A 22,944-nucleotide genomic window follows, 5' to 3' on the forward strand; every position below is an offset into this window, starting at 1 on the left:
GTTAGTAACTGTAATACATAAGATCAAGGATATAATTAGTTTGATAGAGATACTAAAATGAGACTTAAGCTACTGTTTATGAATATATGAGAAAGTTTAAGGCTTATTAATGTTAGTTTTGAAAATATATTATGCGATTTTATATTAATGATTTATACAAACTCGCTATAGGTAGTGCAATATTAGGCTCTGGTGGAGGAGGTAATCCTTTTTTGGGATATAAACTTCTTAAAGCTAAAATGTTGGAATATAATCTTAGCTATGTAGAAACAATTGATTATATCGACGATAATGATTTTATAATAGGCGTTGGAGGAATGGGATCTCCGTTAATAGGAATTGAAAAACTACCTGCTGGTTATGAATATTATAACTCCATGCTCGTATTATCTAAGTTTATGAGGAAGAGGTTTACTAAGATTAGCCCAATAGAAATTGGTGGTATAAATTCACTAGTACCGTTTATAGCGTCTATATTTGCTAAGGTTCCAGTAATAGATGGCGATTACGAGGGAAGGGCTTTCCCTGAATTATATATGACTACAATGCATTTTTCTGGGTTCTCTGCTACTCCGATGGCTATAACTGATGAAAGGGGTAATTATGCAATCATAAGTACTGCTGATAATTACTATGCAGAAAAGATAGCTAGAGATATTACAGTTAGATTCGGTGGTAGGGGATATATTTCAATATATCCAACGAATGGAGAAGATTACACGAAAGGTGCTATATTTGGTTCAGTAAGTTTAGCTTACGAAATAGGTAATAAGTTAGTAGAAGAAGGACTGGACGAAATGTTAAGTTATGCTAAGGGCAAAATTGTCTTTAAAGGTAAGATATTTGACGTTAGGAAATTTAATGTATCAGGTTTTAACATTGGTTCTATCTCGTTAGAAGGTTTGGAAGAATTTAAGGGGAGTACTGCAACGATAATATTTAAAAATGAATATTTGTGCTTCATGATTGATTCTAAGTGTGAAGTACTATCCCCAGAGATAATAACATTATTAGATTATAATCAACATAATGTAATCACTTCTGATTCTTTGAAATACGGACTAAAGGTAGTAGTTGTCACCATTCCCGTTAATAAAAAATGGAGGGAAATAGGAGGTTATGAAATTATGCAAAAAATTGTAATGAATGAGATTAAGAGAATTCTCCCACTACCTTTACCTTAACCTTCACTGCATTTCCAGGTAAATAAGGCATTTGCAATTCCTCTATTTCCCTTACTTCTACTGTATTCTCAATAGCTCCTGCCCTTATTGCTAGTTGTTTTGCTTCATCTATCAAAGATTTTATTGCAATTTCCCTATTTATTGTCTCATAGGAGAAGGTCCTCTCCACAGTAGCACCGACTTTAGTGAGGGTTGCTCCTATTGCATTAGCGTATTGAGCGTTTTGAGGCACAACTATTTCTGATGCGCCTATCATTTTTTCTGGAATCATTATACTTCCACCGCCTACAGCTATAACTTCCACATCTCCTTTCTCAGTTTTCATTAGGTCTATCGCATCTTCCCACATTCTTTTCATGTTCTCGTAAACTTTACTGAGGTATTCCGCAGAGTATTTTTCAAGGACTAGCTTAGGATTTGCATTTGGTAATGAAAAATTCTTTATAACCATAGCAACGTCAGTAGCAGTTAGAATATTTCCACCCCATGAGATTCCCTTATCAAATAAGGCATAGCCCACGCTCTCTGGCCCTATTTTATTACAGTTAATTATAGTGCCCCCACCTAATGCTATAGTATAAATATCTGGCATTCTGAAATTAGTTCTTATACCTACTATTTCTACTGCTACTGAGGATTCTCTAGGATACCCGTTATTTAGAACTCCTACATTTGTTGTTGTGCCTCCAACGTCCATAACTACTGCATTCTTTATTCCGGTTAGTAAATATGCTCCTCTAATACTATTAGATACGGGGCCTGCCACTGTGAAAATTGGATAATTTCTTATAAAATCTTCTGAGGCTACAGTTCCATCGTTTTGTGCAAAATAAATTTTAACGTTCTCCAGTCCCATGGAACTCAGTACGCTCTTTAGTTTACTTATAAGATTATTGAAAATGTTCAATATCAATGCGTTAAGAATTGTAGCATTTTCCCTTTCAAGTAAACCTAAACCTCCTATTTCATGAGATAGTACTATGGGAGTAGTAATTCCTTTTTCTCTAAGTATCTCCATAGCTCGTATTTCATGATCTCTGTTAACTATAGAAAAGATTGATACTACTGCTACTGCGTCAACTTTGTCTTTTATCTCTTCAGCAATTTCTCTTATTTTATTAGTATCCAACTCCGTAATTTCTTCACCAGTGTACTCGTGACCTCCTCTAACCATAAACTTAAAGGTTACGTATCTTTCTAGTGCCTCAGGCCAGTCAAAAGTAGGTGGTATTCCTTCTCCTGCAGGGAGGCCTATCCTAATTATAGCAACTCTATTAAGGTTTCTTGCTTGATGTAATGCGTTAAGCCCGTGAGTTGTCCCTATCATTAATGAAGTTATTTCGTTTTTCCTCTCTCCTAATTTAGATATTATAGACCTTAGAGCATTTATCAAACCTTCAGTTAAGTCTGGAGTAGTCATTACTTTATCTGCAGCTATTAGGCTCTTGCCCTCTAAGGCAACTGCGTCTGTGTGAGTACTACCTATGTCAATTCCTATTTTGATTCCCATATTTTCATAACCTCTTATCTATAGGAATGTATTCTATATTATATCCGAAAGCTTTCGGACCTATATATTTTAGAGCCTCCTCGGTCCTTAATTTTTCATTGGCAGGAACTCCGATTACAATAACTTTTTGCCCATATTTTAGTCTGTCAGTAGTAATGGGCTTTTGATTAAACAAGTCGAGTACGACTATTAAATCTGGTACAGTAACTAAAATCTCATTATTTGTTCTAGCAATCAGAAATTCATTTTGAAAGTCTATTTGTAAAGTTTTATTAGAATAATTCTCTATTCCTTCTATTACTACATATCCTTTTGAAAATCCCTTTTCAACCTTTCTATACACGTCTATTACTTTGCCTTTAAATAAGATTTCAGCCTTAAGCCTATCTAGAACGTGATCTAATTTTCTATCGTTTAACAGTTCACCTATTTCTAAGGCTAAAGTTAACGTGTCCAGTACAGCATTTTTTAAATAGTCTTGCATATTCATACCGTAAAGCGCTATGTACGCACTTCCTCCAAATCTAACTGTTATTATCCTAGCAATTTTTTCTGTCCAATATCCATCAATTCCTTGTATCACGCTAGTATTTCCTCTTTCATCAAATATTACCATAGGAGAAGGACTTACACCGAAAAAGTAAAACGTAGTCATTTGTAACTCTGGAAATGCCCTTCCCATTCCGTCTCCATCGACTATTGGAATTCCTGTCTTTGCTGAAGTTATGAGCGGTATAGTTGAATTTACACCCCCAATCTCTAAAGGCGTTATATAATCGATCGTCTTATTTTCCATTACATATGAATACATTTCGAGAGCTTTCTTAGCCTCAGAACTACTAGGAATTTTCTCTATCATAACTATTGGTGCACCCATCATTGCGCTACCTAAAACAAAGGCTTTGCTAGATTTTGGTCTTCTTATGATTTCTAGTTCCCCTTTACTTTTAAGCTCTCTTTTTAACATTAATCCTCCAATATAGGGGTCTCCACCACCTCCTGAGCCTAAAAAGGACGCCCCTGCAGTTAGGTTATTAACATCGTTTATTCTTATGTAATACGTCTCCATTAGTTACACCTTTATAATAGAATATCCGTTTTTATAAGACATACCTAATAATATTGCTCCCCATATGATCTGTATTAGGGACAATATGGTTTCCACAGCAGTTATCTGAATAGAGCTAGATAGTACTGGGGCGTAAATTATGGAAACATAACCTAGCGCAAATGATACTAACAACCAGGCAGCTTGAACTCCTGACCTTATTTTATCGTCTTCAGACTTATTTAGCGTATATCTACCTAAGCTCCATACTGCTATTCCAATGATAAGGATGCCGTAAATTAAATTATAATATTTTGCAAATCCATCAACTAACAAGTATAATATTGAGAAAATTATACCTGCTATTATATTATAAATTATATAGTTCTTGAAAAGAATGTTAAGATTCATTTTAAGTCTCCACCTCTATAAACATATGGAAATATCTCAGGTTTTCTGCCCATTTTTATGAAAACATAATATATTATAATATAGGATAGGAATCCTGTTAATAAGGAGTTTATTGCAGGTATTCCTACGCTAACAAAGTATCCTACTATGGAGCCAAGGGCTAATGCAAGGACTCCTGCAATATTTAAGTTGTAATATATGTTTCCCGGCATGAATTGATATCTTTCATGCGGATTCCTCATTTTAGTTAGAAAGTTTTTCACGACATAAAAATCTGCTATTAATATTCCTCCCATTGCAGGTAGGAAGTCTCCCAGTAACGATATGAAATTCTCAAAAGGAACTATAGATGAGCCTGCAGTAAAGCCTATATATGCCGCTATAGCTGTACCTATAACTCCATTAATTATCGAAGCAATTTCACGCCTTATTGGATATAAATTTACTAAAGATAATGACCCGCTATATAAATTGTCGGTGTTTATAATAAATTGACCAAAAACTATTATTAGTAATACACCTATGCCCATTCCCAAATCTAACATTGCATTCGTTATTAAATATGATCCCGTAACTAATACTATGGCCACGCCGCCTAGTATTAAGAACGGATAAAGGAATATTATGTGTGATATCCAAGCAGTGCTTGCGTCTTTGGGTGACTTAGCAAATCTGGCTATATCTGGAGAAATTATTGTTCCTGCAATATATAGTCCAATTACTGAAGAAATTCCATATAGCAAATTAGTTTCATGAGCAGGGGATGCCGCAAATACTGCAGGCATTCCTCCTTTTAATGCTAAAACTATTGCAATGCCTATTCCTATTAACCATATGTGAAATGGAATGGTAAAATAGCTTAGGAACGATAACATTCTATACCCTACATACGTCATTATTATCATTAATATGCCGCCCCATATCGATGCCATACCTACTGAGAAGAATGGATTATTAGGAAATATTTCGCTCATAACTATACCGAATAACCAAGTTTCTACAGCATACCAACCTATTCCAGTGGTTATAGTAATTAATAATAGTCCTGCAATTTTTCCGCCCCATCTACCAAGAGGGAATCTCCACATAACATAAGTTGACAGACCACTGTAAGAGCCTACTGCAGCGATTAAGGCTCCTAATATAGCTAATACTATTGTTCCAGAGATTACAGCCAATATTGCTTGAGAGAACGTTAGCTCGTAGCCTAGAGCACCTCCGGCCCAAATTACCGCTATAGCTCCGTATACTGAAGAAAATACTAAAAAGATATTGTAGAATCCATATCTAGACTCTTTGGGAACTGGCCTAATAGAGTAATCATCGAATCTGGATTTTGTTTTCTCTTCTCCTGCCATATATCCTAAAGTATAAATTTAGAATAAAAGTATTTTATAGTTTGAAGAAGATTTTAGGTAAACACAACGAACTATAACTTAGCATTGTTAACCTCCTTTTGTAATCTTTATATGGTTTAAAGGATTATAAAATCAATACCCTATAGACTATGCAAATTAGAGAAAAGCTTATATAGAAGAAATTAGGACTGATTTTCCCCACGCCTTGTATGTTTTTACGGCTAAATTTAGTCTATAATCAACAACTGCCTTGTCATTTATTATCTTAAGTGCTTCTTCCTTTAGACTAGAGGCGTCTTTATGGAATATTCTTATAAGAAGATCCCAATCTCCCATGTATTCTGTTACCTCATAAACTAACTCATTGTCTAATAGTCTACGCAAGAAATCGTTTCTCATGTTCAGATCATTTCTCAATTTGACTAGGATATCAGCATATGGAATATTAAGATTCTGTAATATTACTACTCCAACAATTTTTAATATCCCACTATTTTGTAGTCTTATTCTTCTAACTCTAACGCTAGTCTTGGATAGTCCTATTAACTTTCCTATTTTTGCGTCTGAGATATTTGCGTCTTCATTAAGTATTTTTAGTATTCTAATATCTTTATCATCTAGCTTATTACCAAATACCTCTTCCCATACCATTTTATGCTTTATAAGCAGAACTATTATTTATCATTTTCTTTTGACATACAATGTTTGTAGTCCATTAGAATTCTTTATAGCATAATAACTAGTCTTTAGGTAAGCAAAAATTTTCCAATAGACTATCCATGACGTAGAAATTAAAAACTTAATACTTATATTTCATTCAATCACTAGTATTTGCGTGAGAATTGGAATAGACATTGGAGGAGCATTCACTGATGTAGTAGTTTTTGACGAAAATTCTGGAGACTTATTATGGACTAAAGTAGAAACTACGCCAGACGACCCTTCAGTAGGAGTTATCAAAGGTGTGGAAAGTTTAAACCTTGATCTAAAAAATGCGGATTTAATCATACATGGGCAGACATTGGCTATTAATACAATAATAGAGAGAAAGGGTGCAAAGGTAGGCTTAATTACAACTAAAGGATTTAGAGATATTCTAGAAATTCAGCGAGCTAATAGGCGTGACATGTATAATTTTAGATATAAAAAACCTGAACCATTTGTACCGAGGTATTTAAGGTTAGAAATAAGTGAGAGGATTAAGTCTAATGGCGAAATTCTAAGACCAATAAATGAGGAAGAAGTAAACGCTGTTGTCCAAAAGCTATTGGAAATGAAAGTGTCTTCGATAGCTGTAAGTTTAATTAACTCATATATTAATCCAATTCATGAAAAGAAAGTATACGAGTTAATTAAAAAAATTGATGGCAAGGTATTCGTTACTTTATCTAGTGACATTACGAGAGAATGGAAAGAATATGAGCGAACTAATACTGCAGTACTAAACGCCTATATTATGCCAAAAATTCATGAATACTTAGATAAAATAGAAAGAGAGTTTAGAAATAGAGGATTTAAAGGAAACTTATTTGCAATGTTATCTAATGGAGGAACAAGTACTTTCGAGTTTGCTAAAAAATATCCAATTTATACATTAGAGTCCGGTCCAGTTGCAGGCATAGTTGGAGCAATAAAGATAGGTGAGATAATGGGTATAAAAGACATTATTACATTTGATGGCGGTAGTACAACTACTAAAGCGAGTTTAGTGTTTAATTCGGAACCAAATATTACTACCGAGTATTATATAAATAGAAATAGATACAGTCCAGGATATCCGGTTAAAGTACCTACTGTAGATATAATTGAAACAGGCAATGGAGGTACTAGCATAGCTTGGATTGATGAGACGAACAACCTTAATGTTGGACCAAAAGCAGCAGGATCTATGCCAGGGCCTGCGGCCTATGGAAGAGGAGGGAGAGATCCCACATTAACAGATGCTTACATAATATGCGGATTATTAAATCAGGAAGAATTACTGGGTGGTAAAATCAAAGTTAATAGAAAACTTGCAGAAGAAGCTATAAGTAAAATTTCTACTCATTATAAAATTCCAATAGAAGAAGCTGCATATGGAATTATAAAAATTGCTAACTATAATGCATCAAACGTAATAAGACTTATCTCAGTACAGAGGGGTTACGATCCCAGAGACTTTACATTATTTGCTTACGGAGGTTCGGGTCCAATGTTTGCTCCGTTTGTTGCAAAAGAATTAGAGATAAGGAAAATCGTAATACCTTATATCCCTGCCGGGGTATTTTCAGCTTGGGGTATGTTAGCTACTGATATTAGGCACGACTTAGTTATGAGTTTTCCAATAAGGATTGATAAGGAGGATTCTATTAAAATAATAAATGATAAATTCTATGAATTGGAAAATAGGGTCAAAAGCACCTTAGCGTCTGAGGGATTTAATGATATAATAATAGTAAGATATGCCGAAATGAGGTATTACGGCCAAGAGCACACAGTTAAAGTACCAATTATGGGCGGGGTAATTAGAGATGTAGAAATTGAAGAAATAAAGAGAAGATTCAACGAAGTTCATAAGGCTATTTATTCCTTTACTTTAGATAGTCCGATCGAAATAGTCAACTTCCATGTATCTGGTATAGCTAAGTTAAATAAATTACCAATAATTAAAATTAATAAAGAGAACAGACAAATTGATAAAGCATTTAGAGGAATAAGAAAGACGTATCTTGGAAAATACGACGAATGGCCAGTTTACGACAAGGAATTATTGCCACTTAATTACGAAGTTCAAGGCCCAGCAATAATTGAAGATGATACGTCTACTGCTATAATACTAAATGATCAGAAAGGAGTTCTTGACGAATACGGTAATTTAAGCATAACGTGGTGATACGTATGGTAGATATATTTACATTAGAAATAATCAAAAATGGACTAATTGCTGCTTCGGAAGAAATGTTTTACGCGTTCCAAAGAACAGCTAAAAGTCCCGTAATTTACGAAGTATTAGATTATGCAGTAGGGATAACTGATTACGAAGGAAGAGGCTTAGTAGCTCAGTCTCCTGGAGTTCCTGGCTTCTCGGGTGTTCTAGATTTCACAATAAGGGAAGTACTGAATAAATGGAAGAATGAATTAAACGCTGGAGATATAATAGCAACTAATATACCATATTCTGGTGGTACGCATTTAAACGACGTAGCGTTAGTAATGCCAGTTTTTTATAAAGACGAGTTACTAGGTTTCATTGTAAATAAAGGACATTGGAGTGAAATAGGAGGCATGCATTTCGGTAGTTGGACTTCTGACGCAAATGAAATTTTCCAGGAGGGATTGCAACTTCCCAGTATTAAAATATATATAGAGGATCGCCCTAATCGAGACGTAATAGATATCATTAAAGCTAACTCTAGATTACCAGAAGCAACTTTAGGTGATATGGAAGCTCAGATAGGTTCTATGAAAGTTGCAAAAAAGAGGATTGACGAGTTAGTAAGAAAATACGGAATTGAAGCAATAAAGGAGGCTATGGAAAAATTGATAGAAGATGGTGAAAAATTAAGCAAACTAAGACTTAAAGAATTACCTAAAGGAACCTTTGAAGCAGAGGATTACATTGACGACGACGGAATAAACGATAACCCAATTTACGTAAGAGTAAAGGTAACAATAACAGATGACGAGTTCATAGTCGACTTTACTGGAAGCTCTAACCAAGTAAATGGTTCAATAAACTCTCCTTTACCTGCTACAGTATCAGCAGTAAGAGAGATTTATATGGCAGTTACAGATCCTCACGCTTTACCTAATGCTGGATATTTTAAGCCTTTGAAAATTATAGCACCAGAAGGTAGTATATTTAATCCTAAAAAACCTGCTGCAACTTCAACCTATTGGGAATCAATGTCTTATGCTACTGATTTAGTATGGAAAGCCTTAGCTCCACATGTTCCAGAAAAATTATCGGCTGGACATTTCTTATCAATATTAGCTACAATAATAGGCGGAATTGACGACAGAACTGGAGAACCTTTTGCTATAGTAGAACCTCAACCCGGTGGCTGGGGAGCTAGCTATAATTCTGACGGTGAAAGTGCACTAGTAGCGAGTGGAGATGGAGAAACATATATTGCTTCAGCCGAAGTTTATGAAAATAGAATGCCAATATTAGTAGATAGAATAGCACTAAACACGGAGGACGGTGTGGGTCATGGTAAGTATCGTGGAGGATTTGGTATAATTAAAGACTATATTATCTTATGTAAAGAGGCATACTTTACAGTTTCAATAGGAAGATACAAATATACTCCTTGGGGTGTAAACGGAGGTATGAATGGACCTCCTAATTATTGTGTAGTATATAAGAAGGGAGAAAAACCTAGAATTATAAGAAAAGCCGCTGCGTTAAAACTGGAGTATGGCGATAAAATAAGCTTACACAGTGCAGGTGGTGGGGGCTGGGGAAATCCTGTAGAGAGAGACCTTAATCTTATATTAAATGACATAATTAACGAATATATTTCCATAGATACTGCAGAAAAAGTATATAAATTGGACAAAAATTTACTAAAAAATTTACTAAAAGATATATATAAAAAGTTATAAAAGTCATTTTTTGTTAATATCAATATATAAATCTTATAATTATTTGTTAATACTAACTATGTTAGAATAAAAAGTTTTTAAACGATATGTTGGAAATCTTTATAAGCTGTTTTAAAAGCCTAATATTGAGATAAGATGGTAGATACAAATAGGATTGGTAAAAATATATTTCTAAGGGAATCTTCGGGATTGGTAAAAGAATTTGGATTAAAGGATATTGCATCGCTTAATTTATCTAACCTACTTTTTGGAATTGGGTTAATATACATTATAAATGACGGATATCTTTTCCCTAATGGCTCAATGATATTAGGTACAGCTATTGCGGCATTGCTAGGAATATTCCCAGCTATAGTTTACGGAATGCTGACTCACGCAGTAGGTAAAACGTATAGTGACTATGTAACGGTAGCGAGAAGTTCGCATCCAGCATTAGGTACTGCTATAGCTATTTCTACCTTATTTTGGGCCTGGTTATGGGCTGCAACTTTCGTTTACTTCTTTATTACTTACGCATTACCAATAACGTTAACAGAAATAGGATACTTTTTAGGGATACCAAGTTTAATAAATATATCAACCCAACTAACGACTACACCATATATTCTAGGTCTAGGAATATTAACGATAGTAGCGTTTATTTTTATAGCAGTAAGAAGTAATAAAGCTTTAATGAACATTGTGACAATATCTGTAGGCTTAGGTACGCTTGCTAATATTATAGTAATAATATCCCTACTTATGGTCTCTCATTCTCAGTTCGTTAATATTTTCAATTCCTACGCGGCTCGTTTTGTTTCTAACACCAATTATTACTCGTATATTATCTCAGAAGCTCAAAAACTGGGTTATTCCTCTACTTCCTTCTCTTTCTATTGTACTTTAGGGATAGTTGGTCTTGCAGCATGGACTTTCCTATACGTTTCTGTCCAACAATACGTGGCCGCAGAAATTAAAGGAAGGGCAAAAATAAGTCTTTACGGTACTCTTATACCGTTAGCCATATCTGGTATAATATCAATTTTGACAATAGTTCTCTTTATAGACAAAGTCGGACTCACATTCATCAATAGCATCGACTATCTAGCAAATACTGACCCATCAGCATATTCGTTACCTGTATCTCCATCGTATTTCTATTTAGCTTCTATAATTGCTAATTATATTAATCCTGCCTTATCTATATTAATTGGAATAGGGTTCATAACATGGAATTTCGCCCTAATACCATTTAACTTTTTGATCGGCTCAAGAGTAGTATTGGCATTAAGCATGGACAGACTTTTACCGGGCTTTTTCGGTGCAGTGAAGGAGAATTGGCATACTCCATATGCTAGTCATATTATTAACGGATCGCTTATGATAGTTATGATTATAGTATATTCGACCGTAGGTAGCTCTTTACTCTCACTTAATGCAGTTTTTGGAAACGTGTTAGCATGGATAATAGAAGCATTAGTTTTCATATTTTTACCATTCCTACGTAAGTCTAATATGTTAATTAAAGGAACAATCATCGAGAAGTGGAAAATAGGTAAGTTTCCAGTCTTCTCTATCGCTAGCATAGGATGGCTAGCAACTTTAGGTCTAATAGCTTACTTATACTTAACCAATGCAAGTTTCGGAGTTAACGGAATACCTTCACTAGTTACAGTATCCCTAGTTACAGTAGGTGGTGCAATATACTATTTCCTTGCTAAGTTAATAAGACAGTATAGAGATAATATTGATTTAACCCTCTTATTCAAAGAAATACCTCCAGACTAGTGAGATATAATGAGTATTCAATACTTACCTAAATCTGGATTATACGTGTCGACTGGCTTAAACACTTATGCAAGATTAGAATACACTAAAGACGTTAGTGATGCTAACATTGCAATAATTGGAGTACCATGGGATGACCTAGCGACAAGTAGACCCGGAGCTAGATATGGCCCACTAGACATTAGGAATGCCAGTAGTTTCATATTACCAAATAGGAAATATAACTATGTACTTGATATTAATCCTTTTGAAGTAACAAAAATAGTGGATTACGGAGACGTTGAAGTGCATGCAGGATACATAGAAGACATGTTTAATGAGGTTGAAAAAGAAGTAAAAGAAATATTAAAGAAAAATTCTAGCGTAATTCCTGTTGTTTTAGGAGGAGATCATTCAATCTCATTGCCGATAATTAGGGGTTTAAGTTCCAAGTACAAGAAAGTAGCAGTAGTTCATGTAGATGCCCATCATGATAGTTTAGATATCCTATACGGTAAAAAATATGATCACGGAACGATATTTAGGAGAGGCGTAGAAGAAGGCGTAATAATTGGAGAATCTTCAGTGCATTACGGTGTTAGAGTTTTTTCAAGTAAAGAAGATATGGAAAGCGTGAGGGCACTAGGTTATGACTTATTAACCATGAAGATAATAGATGAGAAGGTCTATCTAAAACTGTAGAACAGCTGAAAAGAAAGGTAGGAGACCAGCCAGTTTATTTATCAATAGATATAGACGTGATGGATCCAGCATATGCACCAGGGACTGGTTACCCAGATCCAGGGGGATTAACAAGTAGAGAGATTCTAGAATTTGTAAGAAAATTATATGGATTAAATATTATAGGTATGGATGTAGTTGAAGTTTCACCTCCATACGATGTAGCAGAGATAACGTCAACTTTAGCAGCATCAATAGTTTTTGAGGGACTTAGCATAATATCTAAAAACTTAAAGAAATAATTTCTTTTTACTTGTTAAAGGAAAGTATTCTATATTGTAGCCAAATGCCTTAGGTCCTACATATTTTAATGCTTTTTCAGTCTTGAGTTTTTCGTGTGCCGGAATTCCAACTACAATAACTTTTTGTCCATACTTTACTCTATCAGTAGTAATGGGCTTTAGACTAAACAAGTCAAGTAGGCTAATTATATCTGGAGCGGAAGCAGCAACGCTCTCATTAATAATCGCAACAATAAATTCATTCTGAAAATGTATACGTAAATTCATATTTTTATACTCGTCTAATCCCTCTATTAATACATAACCTTTACTGAATCCTTTATCTAATCCCTTCCATACGTCAACTATCTTACCCTTGAACAATATTACTCCGTGAAGCTTATCTAGAACCTCATCTAGTTTATGTTCATTAAGTAGCTCTCCTATTTCAATTGATAAACTAAGCGTATTGGGAATATATGAGGTTGCGTAGTCCCTTAAGCTCATACCGTAAGATATTACATACGAACTTCCACCATACCTTAATGTTACAGCTCTAGCTATTCTTTCCGACCATAACCCATCTATTCCATAAATTACGGACACATTATCTCTTTCGTCAACAAGCACTAGCGGTGAAGGACTTACACCGTTAAAGTAAAACGTAGTCATTTGTAACTCTGGAAACGCCCTTCCCATTCCGTCTCCATCTAGTACTGGTATTCCCGTCTTTAGAGAGGAAATTAAAGGAGTAATGGAGTTCTCTCCTCCTACCTCTACTGGAGTTATGTAACTTATATTTTTACCCGCTATTCTAATATACGTTCTCATTGCCATTAAAACTTCGTTACCGTTTGGAGGTTTTTCTATTGATATTGTAGTTGCCCCCATCATTGCAGTAGATACTAGATACTCATTTTTATTCAACTCATTGATTCCAATTATTATTTCTACATCGGTCTTCCTTTTTTCAAGCTCGTTTTTTAGCATGGAAACTCCAATATAAGGATCTCCTCCGCCTCCAGATCCAAGTAAAGAAGATCCAATTGCTAATTTATTAATATCGCCTATTTTTAGCCTGTAAGTCTCCATATGTAGTTCTTTGATGCTTTATAAAAAATTTTATGCGTTCTTCTTTCCAAACGTTCATTAAAGAGTTTAATTTTACACGTAAACTTTTTTACACATGACATAAAAGTAATGATGGAATTTTCGGTAAATATTAAATATATTTAAGTCGGCAAAATCCGTTATAAACATTTATCTAAAAGCTAACATACCTCAATTCAGCATTCCGTATTTCTTACCTAACAAATATAAAGAGAGCGAAAGCACTTTAATTGAATTTAATAGGTCTGCGATATTAACATATTCATCTGTAGCGTGAGCAAGTTCTATTTTTCCGGGACCATAATTTACCGCTGGTATACCCGCATAATGAGTAAACCTCATATCAAAAGTCGCAGCAAGTAGTCCAATTTTAGGCTTAACGTTCAGAACCGAAGTTATAGCTTCACTAAGACTTTCGTATAAGGGGTTTTTAGTGTCCTCAACTATCGTATCTACGGCATAATACTCCTCGTATTCATATTTAAATTCAGGATCTCTTGTCTTCTTACTCTCTAGAATATTTATTATCTCCTTTCTTGCATTCTCCAATTTTTCCTCAGGAATTAGACGCCTCACGAAACCGAACGTGCATTCGTCTGCCACCATGTTAACCCAGTCACCGCATTTAATTTGGCCTACTATTAAACTTGGGCTCTTCACATCAGAAGGAATAATATTATATTTAGTCCTCTTGTTAGATAACTTATCTTGCAAGGAATAAAGCTGAGTAAGTACTTCTGTGGATTTTCTAATCGCGTCTATACCTAATTGAGGAGATCCTCCGTGAGCCTTCTTTCCCAAGATTTTTATAAACCCCCATAGAGATCCCCTATGTCCATTACATATGTTCTCTACGCCGCTGGGTTCAGTAAAAATTACATAATCTGTATTAGATTTTGATAAATATCCCTCCCTTATAACAAAATATGTTCCAGCGTTTTCATTGCCTACGGTTTCTTCATCGGGGACTAAAAAATGCCTTATTTTAAAAGCTTGATCCACATTTATTATCTTCTTTAGGACTTCTACAGAATATATTTGCGCAACTATCCCAGATTTCATGTCTGAGGCTCCTCTTCCGTATATTCTGTCATTAATTACTACAGCATCGTAAGGATTTACTGACCATCCTTTTCCTGCAGGCACTACATCATAATGCCCATTAAATGCGATGGACAGTTTACCTTTACCGGTTGTTGCTATTAAATTAGGTCTATCGCCATAGCCCAGTTTAGCTAACTTTGGAAGCTCAGTGTTTGGAACTTTTATAACTTCTGTTGAATAACCTAACGAACTTAACCATTTACTAGCGTAGGATACAAATTCATTATAGTTCAGACCGGGAGGATTTTCTGTTGGAATTTTAATTAGCTGCCTAAGGCTATCTATAATTTCTTCCTTATATTCGTTTACAATTTTATCTATTTTATCCAATATCATTCTAAATCAAAGAAAGAAAGAGACTATTGAATATTAAAGTTAATGTTTTCATAGTTTTGTTAGTCTTAGAATGCGCTCTTATTCTGTTTAAATTTCTTGTATAATGTACAAGTCAATCGATCTCAATATTTAAATACCGTACAAAATGTCTAAACTATATGGCATCAGTTAAAGGTAACCCTGAAATATATATAGCTAGATTAGATAGGTTACCAGGCTGGGGATTAAGTTACATAATATTTTGGGCTCTGGGATTTAGTTTCTTCATTACTTTATACGATGTAATAAATGTGGGTTTTGCATTACCTTATATACCATTTATAACTTCTAGCTCAGAAGCATCGTTAGTTGCATCTTTAGGACTTTTCGGATACGTTGTTGGAGCTCCAATATTTTCCTTTCTTTCGGATAGAATAGGAAGGAAACCAGCAATGGTCTTTACTTCTTTCCTTATAGCTATAGGAAGCTTTGGTGACGCTTTCTCTGTTAATTTTCCTATGTTGTCATTATTTAGATTTATAACTGGAATGGCAATAGGCGCAGATCTAGTTCTAGTAATGACATACATAGCTGAGATGTCGCCTGCAAAGAAGAGAGGGATATATTCCAATATTGCGTTTATAGCAGGTTATGCTGGACTCGGTATAGGCCCATATATAGCAGCCGAAGTCGTAACTACTATACCTAACATAGGTTGGAGAATAGTTTTCATGATAGGCGGTATATTAGCAGTAGGGGCACTGCTAATAAGGGCATATGCACCAGAGAGTTTGAGATTTTTAGCATTTCACGGAAAACTTGAAGAAGCTGAAAAACTTATCTCTATTATGGAGGAAATTTCAATAAAAAGATACAAAATTGACAAATTACCCGATCCAATTATAATGAATTATAAGCCACCAAAAGAAAACCCTTTAAAAATATTATTAAAGCCAATATATTTAAAAAGACTTATAGTGCTATTTTTTCTATCCTTCTGGTTTTACTTTATAGATTATCCTTTCCTAGTATTAACTCCTACATGGTTGAAAGCAAATTTAGGTTATTCGTCCTCTCAGCTAAGTTATGCAATATTCTTATTTGGGTTATCTGGATTAGGAGTAATATTAGGTTCAATTATTCTGAGATTTTTTATAGACAGATACGATAGAAGGAAGCTCGCAATAATAGATGCGTTATTTTATATGATAGGTGCAATAATAATGTCAATAGGCGCTGTAGGTCATAATTTCACTACCTTCTTTATAGGTTCATTTATTGCTGAAACTATAGGAGTGGGTTGGTTTAACGTCTACTACCTCCTAGACGTTGATAACTTTCCAACCATTGCTAGAGCAACTGGATATTCTCTAACAGATGGAATAGGACATTTAGGAGGGGCTTTAGGCTTATTAGCGCTTTTACCCTTAGCCAACAGTTTAGGTAATATAAGCGTCTGGGGAATTTTATGGATTCCTGCACTCATCATGGGTGGACTTACGTTAATTTTTACTCCTAAGACTACTGGATTCAGACTTGAAGAAGTTAATGAAAATAAAATATAAAAACGAAAATTACTTTCTTAAGTGAGATGAAATATGGAGAAGAAAAACGAGTTCGATAGACTATTGTGGAATCCTGATATAGCTCCGGCTAAAGTTAAAAACTGGGGATATTTACCCTTACTCGGAGTTTGGGCTAGTATAGCAGCACCTAATTCAATGCTAGTAGGAAGTGTAGGGATTCTTTTCGGATTTAATATAATCCAAGTGATACTAATTTCTCTTTTAGGTGATTTAATAACCCTTGTTCCCCTAATTATACAAAGTCACGGTGCAGTAAAATACGGCTTAGCAGAGCCTCAGCTCGACAGAACAAGGTTTGGAATATGGGGTACTTATATTCCTTCTTGGATTAGATTCTTTGTTGCAATGGGCTTCTTCGGAGTTCAAACTTTCCTAATTACTGAGGCAACTGTAGGAATAGCATTAGAGATTGAAGGTAAAGCTTATTTATTGTCTAAGTATTCAGCGGTTACTCCCGAAATTCTAGTCTCAAATTTTCCTTGCCTATTCTGGGGAACGTTTATTATTATCATCGTGGTGCAAACCATAATTCTATTATTAGCTAAACCAATTAAAGCTTCACCTTCATTAAAAGTGCTAGGTTATGTAATGCCTATAGTTTCGATAATATCCCTAACAGCAACCTTTTTGTATTTCGTTTCCCTTTATCCTAAGGCGTTAAGTATAGCTTTTAACCAACCTTTTAAACCCATAAACGTCTATGATCTTTCAATACTTCTCATATTTCTTACTTCTAATATTCATGCTACACAAATTATTAGTTGGCCCGATATAATGAGGTTCGGAAAATCTTTCAAGCATATGTTAGTAGGACAAGTAGGTTTACCAATATTTTATACTCTCGTAGTAGCTTACGGTGCAATAATGTCTGCAATAACTAAGGTAGTAACAAACAGCGTGACATATGACCCGAGCCTATTGGTGGTAAGATTCATTACTGAGCCATTAATAGCAATTTTAATACTCTTAGCTTATTCATTTACAATGCTTAATACTAATATTTTCAGTAACGTAGTTCCACCAGTTTATGATTTGAACAATACATTCCCTTCAAAGCTTAGCTGGTATAAGGGAACTATAATAGTTACTTTACTTGGAATAATGATAGGTGCTTGGTCCTTATATCTAAAGGGCGCATACGTTTATTTTAGCACGTGGATAGATGATATTTCAGGCTTATTAGGCCCAATAGCAGGAATAATAGTAGCTGATTACGCTATATTGAAAAAATTTAACATAAAAGTAGAAGATGTATATAAAAGACTTGGAGAGTACACTTACTACAAAGGTTTCAATATAAACGCCATTATTGCTCTGATTATCCCATTTTTTATAGTGTTCGAACCACTTTATGGACCTAAAATACTAATTCTTGAGTTGATGAAAGATGCCTCATGGATTTCCGGTTTTTTAATATCATTGGGAACATACTTATTACTATGCAAGATAGTGAATAGAAAAATAATAAAAAGAAACTAATCTTTTTTACCATTTTTATGTCTAATAATTACTGCTAATAAGAGAGCAATAAAACTAGGAAGAGCTATAGCTAATAGGCCGGCTTTTTCAAAACCATAGCTCTGTATAAGCAATCCCATTAAAGGTGCGCCGAATATAGCTCCAATATTAAAAGTGAGAAACATAAAGCCGGTAACGGAGCCTACTACCTCGTCTGGAACTATATCTTGTGAGAAGGATATTACGCTAACTATTAAACCGCCATATCCTGCTCCCCAAGCGATAGTAAGTAAAACCATTTGTAAATATCCTGTATAACCTATAAATAATCCTATTGACGCTAAAGTTAATATCATACTACTCGAGATTAAACTTATTTTTCTACTTACCTTGTCGCTTAGAAGAGCTATTGGAAGTAGAAAAGCTAATTCTCCCAATCCGTTCATTGAAGCTATTATTGTAGCTTCAGACTTGCTCAAATTTAAGCCGTATAATAAGTAGTCGGAATAATACCCTAGGAACGCAAATAAAGCTATACCAAAAGATAATATAATTATACTTAGAATTATTGTGTTTAAATTTATAATTTTCCTAAGATCTATCCTTTCTCTTACCTCCTCCCTATAGTTAACTGGAACAAAATAAAAGAACAGTGCCAAGCTTATTATTGACATAATTCCAGAGATTAAAAATGGCAAACTAAAATTAGGTAAGAAAGGCGATATTACGTAAGGTGCTACAAATAACCCTATTCCAAAGGCAACGCTATTAGCTCCAATTCTTAAAGCTCTTGTAGTATTTAGCAAATCTCCTGCAAAAGCCGCAGTTGCTGGTTGAAAGATTCCGACTCCTACGCCTACTAAAAACCTATAAATTACTAGTTCTATTCCATTTGATACATATCCAGTTAATATAGTAAATATTGTAAAAAGCCCTACTGCAGATACTATAACGTATTTGGGTGATATTTTATCAAACAAATATCCTCCTACCATGCTAAAAACTGCTATTCCTATTGCAAAGACTGAGGCAGTTATGCCTATATATGACTGGCTTATCTTAAGCGTATTTATTATGTACGGAGAAGCGAAAAAGTATAATTCTGAATCATAGGCTTCAAGAAACCAAGGTATTAATGCAAGAATTATCATTAATATATAAAATTTTCTATTTTTTCGAACTAAATTCTTAACCGATTCACCGTTCCTCATAACAGATCGCATAATATAAAATTAACCTAAATTTAAATATTTATCATCAACTCTCTGCCAATTACTTAAAATATAAATAAAAAACATATATAAGCATGTAAAAGTGGTTATAATTATGCAATATGACGTTGCAATAAAAAACGGGAACGTATTTACCGGTACAGAATTCATAGGTAAAATGAATATTTATATAAGCAATGGTAAGATATCTAAAGTTTCTAAAGAGGATCTTAATGCAAAACAAGAAATAGATGCTAAAGATATGTTAGTAATGCCAGGTTTAATAGATGCGCATATGCATATATCTGGGCTTAAGGGAGGTAGTTTATTAAAAATTATGTTTGAAAAACCAGAATATAGGGCATTAAGAGCTACTAAATGGTTAGAGAAACTACTATTGGCTGGATTCACCACGGTGAGGGATTGCGGAGAACCTATAAGTATCTCTTTAAAAAGGGCTGTCAATGAAGGATATATAAAAGGGCCTAAAATTATAGCAGCAGGGAAGCCAATAACTCAAACCTTCGGTCACGGAGAGTTTAGCCATGATATACCTTTAGAATTTTCGATTTCTCTAGGATTTTCAGAAATATGTGATGGAACTGAGTCGTGTATCCATGCGGCTAGAAAAGTATTAAGGGATGGATCCGATTTTATTAAAATATTTGCGACGGGAGGAGTATTGTCTCAAAGAGACAGACCAGATATGCCACAGTTGTCTTTTGACGAAATAAGAGCAATAGTTAATGAGGCAGAAAAAGCTGGAACTTACGTTGCAGCTCACGCTCATGGAGATAAAGGAGCAAGAATTGCTATAGAGGCTGGAATAAAGACGTTGGAACACGGAAGTTTACTTAAAGAAGACACGTTAAAGCTAATGCTGGAGAAAAACATCAGCTTAACGCCTACGCTGACCATTACCGAAATTATATATAAATATGGTAAAACAATAGGGGTTGACGAGTGGGGATTGGAAAAGATTGTTGAGGTTAGAGAGAATTTGCACAAAGTATTAAGAAAGGCAAAAGAGCTAGGAATAACTATTATAACCGGTACTGACATGGGCTTTGAGACCGGTTTGGAAGATTACGATATAGGTAAAAATTGGACTGAGATACTACTTCTAACTGAAGTGGGTGGTTTATCTAATGAGGAAGCCTTAAGAGCTGCAACGTATAACTCCGCTAAAGCATTGGGTTTAAATTCTGGTTTAATTGATGAAGGAAAAGATGCTGATATAATAGTTATAGACGGGAATCCTTTAGAAAATATTAAGGATGTATCTAAAGTGGTTCACGTGATAAAACAAGGTAAATTAGAAGTTTTAGACGGCAAAATAATTAATAATTATTAAAACTTGCATTTAATTTCTATCTTATTTTTATCCATATATATTGACAAGTTCTTAACGGCAGTAATAAGGATAAATTTTTGATATGGTAAGATATTTAGTCTAAAAGTTAAGTTTTGATATGTTCTTGAATTTAATATTTTAATGATATTAGGTAACCTAAAGACTATTGATGGTAAGACTATATCCATTATATCAAAGGTATACTATGATAAAAAGCTAGGGAAAGATTTAGAAGGTAGATTAGTAATTCCAGGTTTTGTCGATTCTCATGCACACATTGATAGCAATTTTTTATTAGACGTATGTGAGCCAGGAATAGTAGAAAATATGCCAGCTAATTTGGCTATTCTGGATGCTAAATCCCCCATTGACGCTGTAAGAAAATTATCTCCCAATCGCTTAGTTATAAGTAATGGTAAGCTGGTTCATTCTGGAGGAATTTCTTTATAAACCATGTTTATATCTATTCCTCTTGCTTTATTTCTTAAATATGCTATTATATATGTTAAAACGCCACCTATAATGAGTATAATTGCAAAAATTAGCGTTATGACGTTAATTGATCCATTACTCTCCATAAAGCCGAAAAGCGGATTTGTGGAAGCTTGGTAATCTAAATATGCAAAATACCCCGTTGATATTATGGATGCTACTAAAAGTAAAATTTTATTCTTAGTAAGCCCATATTTTACTCCAGCTATACTTACTATTAGAAAATAAGTAGCACCTATGAAGGTTGTTCCATAAAGCGCTAGGGCACCGTTAATGGATATAACTGGTAAAATTAAAAATAATAATGTTAAAATTAAATCGAATAAATGTGTATATACTGGAGAACCTCCTTGGTTCAACTTAGTAAATATTTCTGGTAATACTCTATCAAAGGCTAGAGCAAATATATACCTTGAAAAGACCAAGACTCCATAAGATAATACTAATAACTCCCAACTCATTAATCCAATACCGAGTATCCACTCCAGGATGTAATTATTAGAAAGTCCAATTGCTACGGACCAGAAGTTATATACGTAGCCATTATTAATAAATTCATACGTCGTAAAGCAATATCCACCTTCATAGTATAGAATAAATAAACCTAAAGTTATTATAATTCCAGTAAATACTAATGCTAGCAAAATATTATAATTTACTATTTTACTGCTCTTAAATTCTGCAGATACAGCAGGACCAGCCTGCATCCACGGATATGCAAATAAAGCCAAAACTGGTAACATAGCAAGCGTCGATGCCCATGAAAATCCTGGAACATAATAGGAAGAAGGGGGAAGGGATTTAGTGGCCTTTAAGAAGGGTATTATGGCAGTTTTAAAATCTCCCATATGAATAACTAAAATTATGAAGGCCAAGATAGTAATGGATACAGAAATGATACCAAGTGAAGTTATAACACTATATCCCCATTTTGCCTTAAAAATATTAATTGCTATAAATACAGTAAAAGCTATAGCGCCGATTATATAAGAATAAATTGGAGATACGATTATGTTAGATAATGATAGTAATGACGGAATAGAGTTAATTTCTCCTATTAATTGTAATACACTCTGAACTGCAGAAGAAAAGAAGAATGCTGTTAACGCAAAAAACGCAGCTGACTGAAACATTAGTATCATAGCCATTACGGCACCTAATGGTCCGTTTAGAATTCTTGATATCCATATATAGTCTCCACCAGTTCTCTGTATTTCCTTGTTTAATAATGTGTATACTATTAATTGCGGAATAGCAAAAATAAATCCTATAATTGAAGTTACCCATAGAAGAGCACCTGGCTGATCTAATGGAGTTACTGCTGTAAATAATACAAGACCAGCCGACATATTACCTATATTAAGCATCACGGCATCAAGTAAACTAACTTTCTTAGTTAAACCTGACGAATTTCTTACAAATATTAAACCTTTATTAGACATAAGATAATTTAATGTATCCATATTATAAGGTTTATTAGTGATAAATGTAAAAACTTTTTAAACACA

At 34.2% G+C, this 22,944-nt stretch carries 17 protein-coding genes and 1 pseudogene; 9 read left to right on the forward strand and 9 right to left on the reverse strand.

What is annotated here, in order from left to right:
• Window positions 1-131: 131 nt before the first annotated feature.
• Window positions 132-1,184 carry a DUF917 domain-containing protein gene (locus D1866_RS09165; protein ID WP_152939255.1) on the forward strand — a complete coding sequence of 351 codons (1,053 nt, stop codon included), beginning with the start codon at window positions 132-134 and terminating at the stop codon, window positions 1,182-1,184.
• Here D1866_RS09165 and D1866_RS09170 read toward each other — a convergent pair.
• The 5 genes from D1866_RS09170 to D1866_RS09190 form a co-directional block, all read right to left on the reverse strand.
• A complete protein-coding gene (locus D1866_RS09170) occupies window positions 1,153-2,694 on the reverse strand; it encodes a hydantoinase/oxoprolinase N-terminal domain-containing protein (RefSeq protein WP_152939257.1) in 1,542 nt (513 codons plus the stop codon). The genes D1866_RS09165 and D1866_RS09170 overlap by 32 nt on opposite strands.
• A gap of 4 nt (window positions 2,695-2,698) precedes the next feature.
• Window positions 2,699-3,763, reverse strand: a complete 1,065-nt coding sequence (locus D1866_RS09175; RefSeq protein ID WP_152939259.1) for a DUF917 domain-containing protein — start codon at window positions 3,761-3,763, stop codon at window positions 2,699-2,701.
• A gap of 3 nt (window positions 3,764-3,766) precedes the next feature.
• Complete coding sequence (locus tag D1866_RS09180; RefSeq protein ID WP_152939260.1) at window positions 3,767-4,153, reverse strand: hypothetical protein; 387 nt, start codon at window positions 4,151-4,153, stop codon at window positions 3,767-3,769.
• A complete protein-coding gene (locus tag D1866_RS09185) occupies window positions 4,150-5,511 on the reverse strand; it encodes a purine-cytosine permease family protein (protein ID WP_152939262.1) in 1,362 nt (453 codons plus the stop codon). The genes D1866_RS09180 and D1866_RS09185 overlap by 4 nt, the downstream gene beginning before the upstream one ends.
• 168 nt (window positions 5,512-5,679) lie before the next feature.
• The gene (locus D1866_RS09190) at window positions 5,680-6,162 is read right to left on the reverse strand and encodes an Lrp/AsnC family transcriptional regulator (RefSeq protein WP_152939265.1); all 483 of its coding nucleotides are present in this window, start codon (window positions 6,160-6,162) and stop codon (window positions 5,680-5,682) included.
• 184 nt (window positions 6,163-6,346) lie between these two features.
• Between D1866_RS09190 and D1866_RS09195 the strand changes: the two genes are divergently transcribed.
• The 4 genes and pseudogenes from D1866_RS09195 to speB all read left to right on the forward strand — a co-directional run bounded on the left by D1866_RS09195 (window position 6,347) and on the right by speB (window position 12,827).
• Window positions 6,347-8,383 carry a hydantoinase/oxoprolinase family protein gene (locus D1866_RS09195; protein WP_196773423.1) on the forward strand — a complete coding sequence of 679 codons (2,037 nt, stop codon included), beginning with the start codon at window positions 6,347-6,349 and terminating at the stop codon, window positions 8,381-8,383.
• A gap of 5 nt (window positions 8,384-8,388) precedes the next feature.
• Window positions 8,389-10,098: a hydantoinase B/oxoprolinase family protein gene (locus tag D1866_RS09200; RefSeq protein ID WP_152939267.1), complete on the forward strand. Its 1,710-nt coding sequence runs from the start codon at window positions 8,389-8,391 to the stop codon at window positions 10,096-10,098.
• Between the two features lie 135 nt (window positions 10,099-10,233).
• Window positions 10,234-11,865, forward strand: coding sequence for an APC family permease (locus D1866_RS09205; RefSeq protein WP_152939269.1), 1,632 nt, complete (start codon window positions 10,234-10,236; stop codon window positions 11,863-11,865).
• A 9-nt stretch (window positions 11,866-11,874) separates the two neighbouring features.
• Window positions 11,875-12,827, forward strand: a pseudogene (gene speB, locus D1866_RS09210) (agmatinase).
• On the opposite strand, the gene D1866_RS09220 reads toward speB, so the two are convergent.
• Together D1866_RS09220 and D1866_RS09225 are read right to left on the reverse strand one after the other, a co-directional pair.
• Window positions 12,816-13,898: a DUF917 domain-containing protein gene (locus D1866_RS09220; RefSeq protein WP_152939275.1), complete on the reverse strand. Its 1,083-nt coding sequence runs from the start codon at window positions 13,896-13,898 to the stop codon at window positions 12,816-12,818. The pseudogene speB and the gene D1866_RS09220 overlap by 12 nt on opposite strands.
• Window positions 13,899-14,087: 189 nt before the next feature.
• Window positions 14,088-15,356 carry a M20 family metallopeptidase gene (locus D1866_RS09225; RefSeq protein ID WP_152939277.1) on the reverse strand — a complete coding sequence of 423 codons (1,269 nt, stop codon included), beginning with the start codon at window positions 15,354-15,356 and terminating at the stop codon, window positions 14,088-14,090.
• A gap of 158 nt (window positions 15,357-15,514) precedes the next feature.
• Between D1866_RS09225 and D1866_RS09230 the strand changes: the two genes are divergently transcribed.
• Together D1866_RS09230 and D1866_RS09235 are read left to right on the forward strand one after the other, a co-directional pair.
• Window positions 15,515-16,900 carry an MFS transporter gene (locus tag D1866_RS09230; RefSeq protein ID WP_152939280.1) on the forward strand — a complete coding sequence of 462 codons (1,386 nt, stop codon included), beginning with the start codon at window positions 15,515-15,517 and terminating at the stop codon, window positions 16,898-16,900.
• Window positions 16,901-16,933: 33 nt separating this feature from the next.
• Window positions 16,934-18,400, forward strand: a complete 1,467-nt coding sequence (locus D1866_RS09235) for a cytosine permease (RefSeq protein WP_152939282.1) — start codon at window positions 16,934-16,936, stop codon at window positions 18,398-18,400.
• Here D1866_RS09235 and D1866_RS09240 read toward each other — a convergent pair.
• A complete protein-coding gene (locus D1866_RS09240) occupies window positions 18,397-19,530 on the reverse strand; it encodes an MFS transporter (protein ID WP_170254101.1) in 1,134 nt (377 codons plus the stop codon). The two genes, D1866_RS09235 and D1866_RS09240, sit on opposite strands and share 4 nt — an antisense overlap.
• A 175-nt stretch (window positions 19,531-19,705) precedes the next feature.
• Here D1866_RS09240 and D1866_RS09245 point away from each other — a divergent pair, with 175 nt between their 5' ends.
• Together D1866_RS09245 and D1866_RS09250 are read left to right on the forward strand one after the other, a co-directional pair.
• Window positions 19,706-20,944 (forward strand): metal-dependent hydrolase family protein, encoded by a 1,239-nt coding sequence (locus D1866_RS09245; RefSeq protein ID WP_152939286.1) that lies wholly within the window; start codon window positions 19,706-19,708, stop codon window positions 20,942-20,944.
• 141 nt (window positions 20,945-21,085) lie between these two features.
• A complete protein-coding gene (locus tag D1866_RS09250) occupies window positions 21,086-21,394 on the forward strand; it encodes an amidohydrolase family protein (RefSeq protein ID WP_152939288.1) in 309 nt (102 codons plus the stop codon).
• Here the strand turns inward: D1866_RS09250 and D1866_RS09255 are convergent.
• Window positions 21,370-22,878 (reverse strand): APC family permease, encoded by a 1,509-nt coding sequence (locus tag D1866_RS09255; protein ID WP_152939290.1) that lies wholly within the window; start codon window positions 22,876-22,878, stop codon window positions 21,370-21,372. The two genes, D1866_RS09250 and D1866_RS09255, sit on opposite strands and share 25 nt — an antisense overlap.
• Window positions 22,879-22,944 lie beyond the last annotated feature (66 nt).

It is taken from the genome of Acidianus ambivalens (assembly GCF_009729015.1).
In the GTDB taxonomy this organism is placed as follows: Archaea; Thermoproteota; Thermoprotei_A; order Sulfolobales; family Sulfolobaceae; genus Acidianus; species Acidianus ambivalens.

Bases quoted from the DNA above. Each gene is read 5' to 3' on its own strand.
- D1866_RS09165 (WP_152939255.1), top strand. From the start codon at position 132: ATGCGATTTTATATTAATGATTTATACAAACTCGCTATAGGTAGTGCA.
- D1866_RS09170 (WP_152939257.1), bottom strand. From the start codon at position 2,694: ATGGGAATCAAAATAGGAATTGACATAGGTAGTACTCACACAGACGCA.
- D1866_RS09175 (WP_152939259.1), bottom strand. From the start codon at position 3,763: ATGGAGACGTATTACATAAGAATAAACGATGTTAATAACCTAACTGCA.
- D1866_RS09180 (WP_152939260.1), bottom strand. From the start codon at position 4,153: ATGAATCTTAACATTCTTTTCAAGAACTATATAATTTATAATATAATA.
- D1866_RS09185 (WP_152939262.1), bottom strand. From the start codon at position 5,511: ATGGCAGGAGAAGAGAAAACAAAATCCAGATTCGATGATTACTCTATT.
- D1866_RS09190 (WP_152939265.1), bottom strand. From the start codon at position 6,162: ATGGTATGGGAAGAGGTATTTGGTAATAAGCTAGATGATAAAGATATT.
- D1866_RS09200 (WP_152939267.1), top strand. From the start codon at position 8,389: ATGGTAGATATATTTACATTAGAAATAATCAAAAATGGACTAATTGCT.
- D1866_RS09205 (WP_152939269.1), top strand. From the start codon at position 10,234: ATGGTAGATACAAATAGGATTGGTAAAAATATATTTCTAAGGGAATCT.
- D1866_RS09220 (WP_152939275.1), bottom strand. From the start codon at position 13,898: ATGGAGACTTACAGGCTAAAAATAGGCGATATTAATAAATTAGCAATT.
- D1866_RS09225 (WP_152939277.1), bottom strand. From the start codon at position 15,356: ATGATATTGGATAAAATAGATAAAATTGTAAACGAATATAAGGAAGAA.
- D1866_RS09230 (WP_152939280.1), top strand. From the start codon at position 15,515: ATGGCATCAGTTAAAGGTAACCCTGAAATATATATAGCTAGATTAGAT.
- D1866_RS09235 (WP_152939282.1), top strand. From the start codon at position 16,934: ATGGAGAAGAAAAACGAGTTCGATAGACTATTGTGGAATCCTGATATA.
- D1866_RS09240 (WP_170254101.1), bottom strand. From the start codon at position 19,530: ATGATAATTCTTGCATTAATACCTTGGTTTCTTGAAGCCTATGATTCA.
- D1866_RS09245 (WP_152939286.1), top strand. From the start codon at position 19,706: ATGCAATATGACGTTGCAATAAAAAACGGGAACGTATTTACCGGTACA.
- D1866_RS09250 (WP_152939288.1), top strand. From the start codon at position 21,086: ATGATATTAGGTAACCTAAAGACTATTGATGGTAAGACTATATCCATT.
- D1866_RS09255 (WP_152939290.1), bottom strand. From the start codon at position 22,878: ATGTCTAATAAAGGTTTAATATTTGTAAGAAATTCGTCAGGTTTAACT.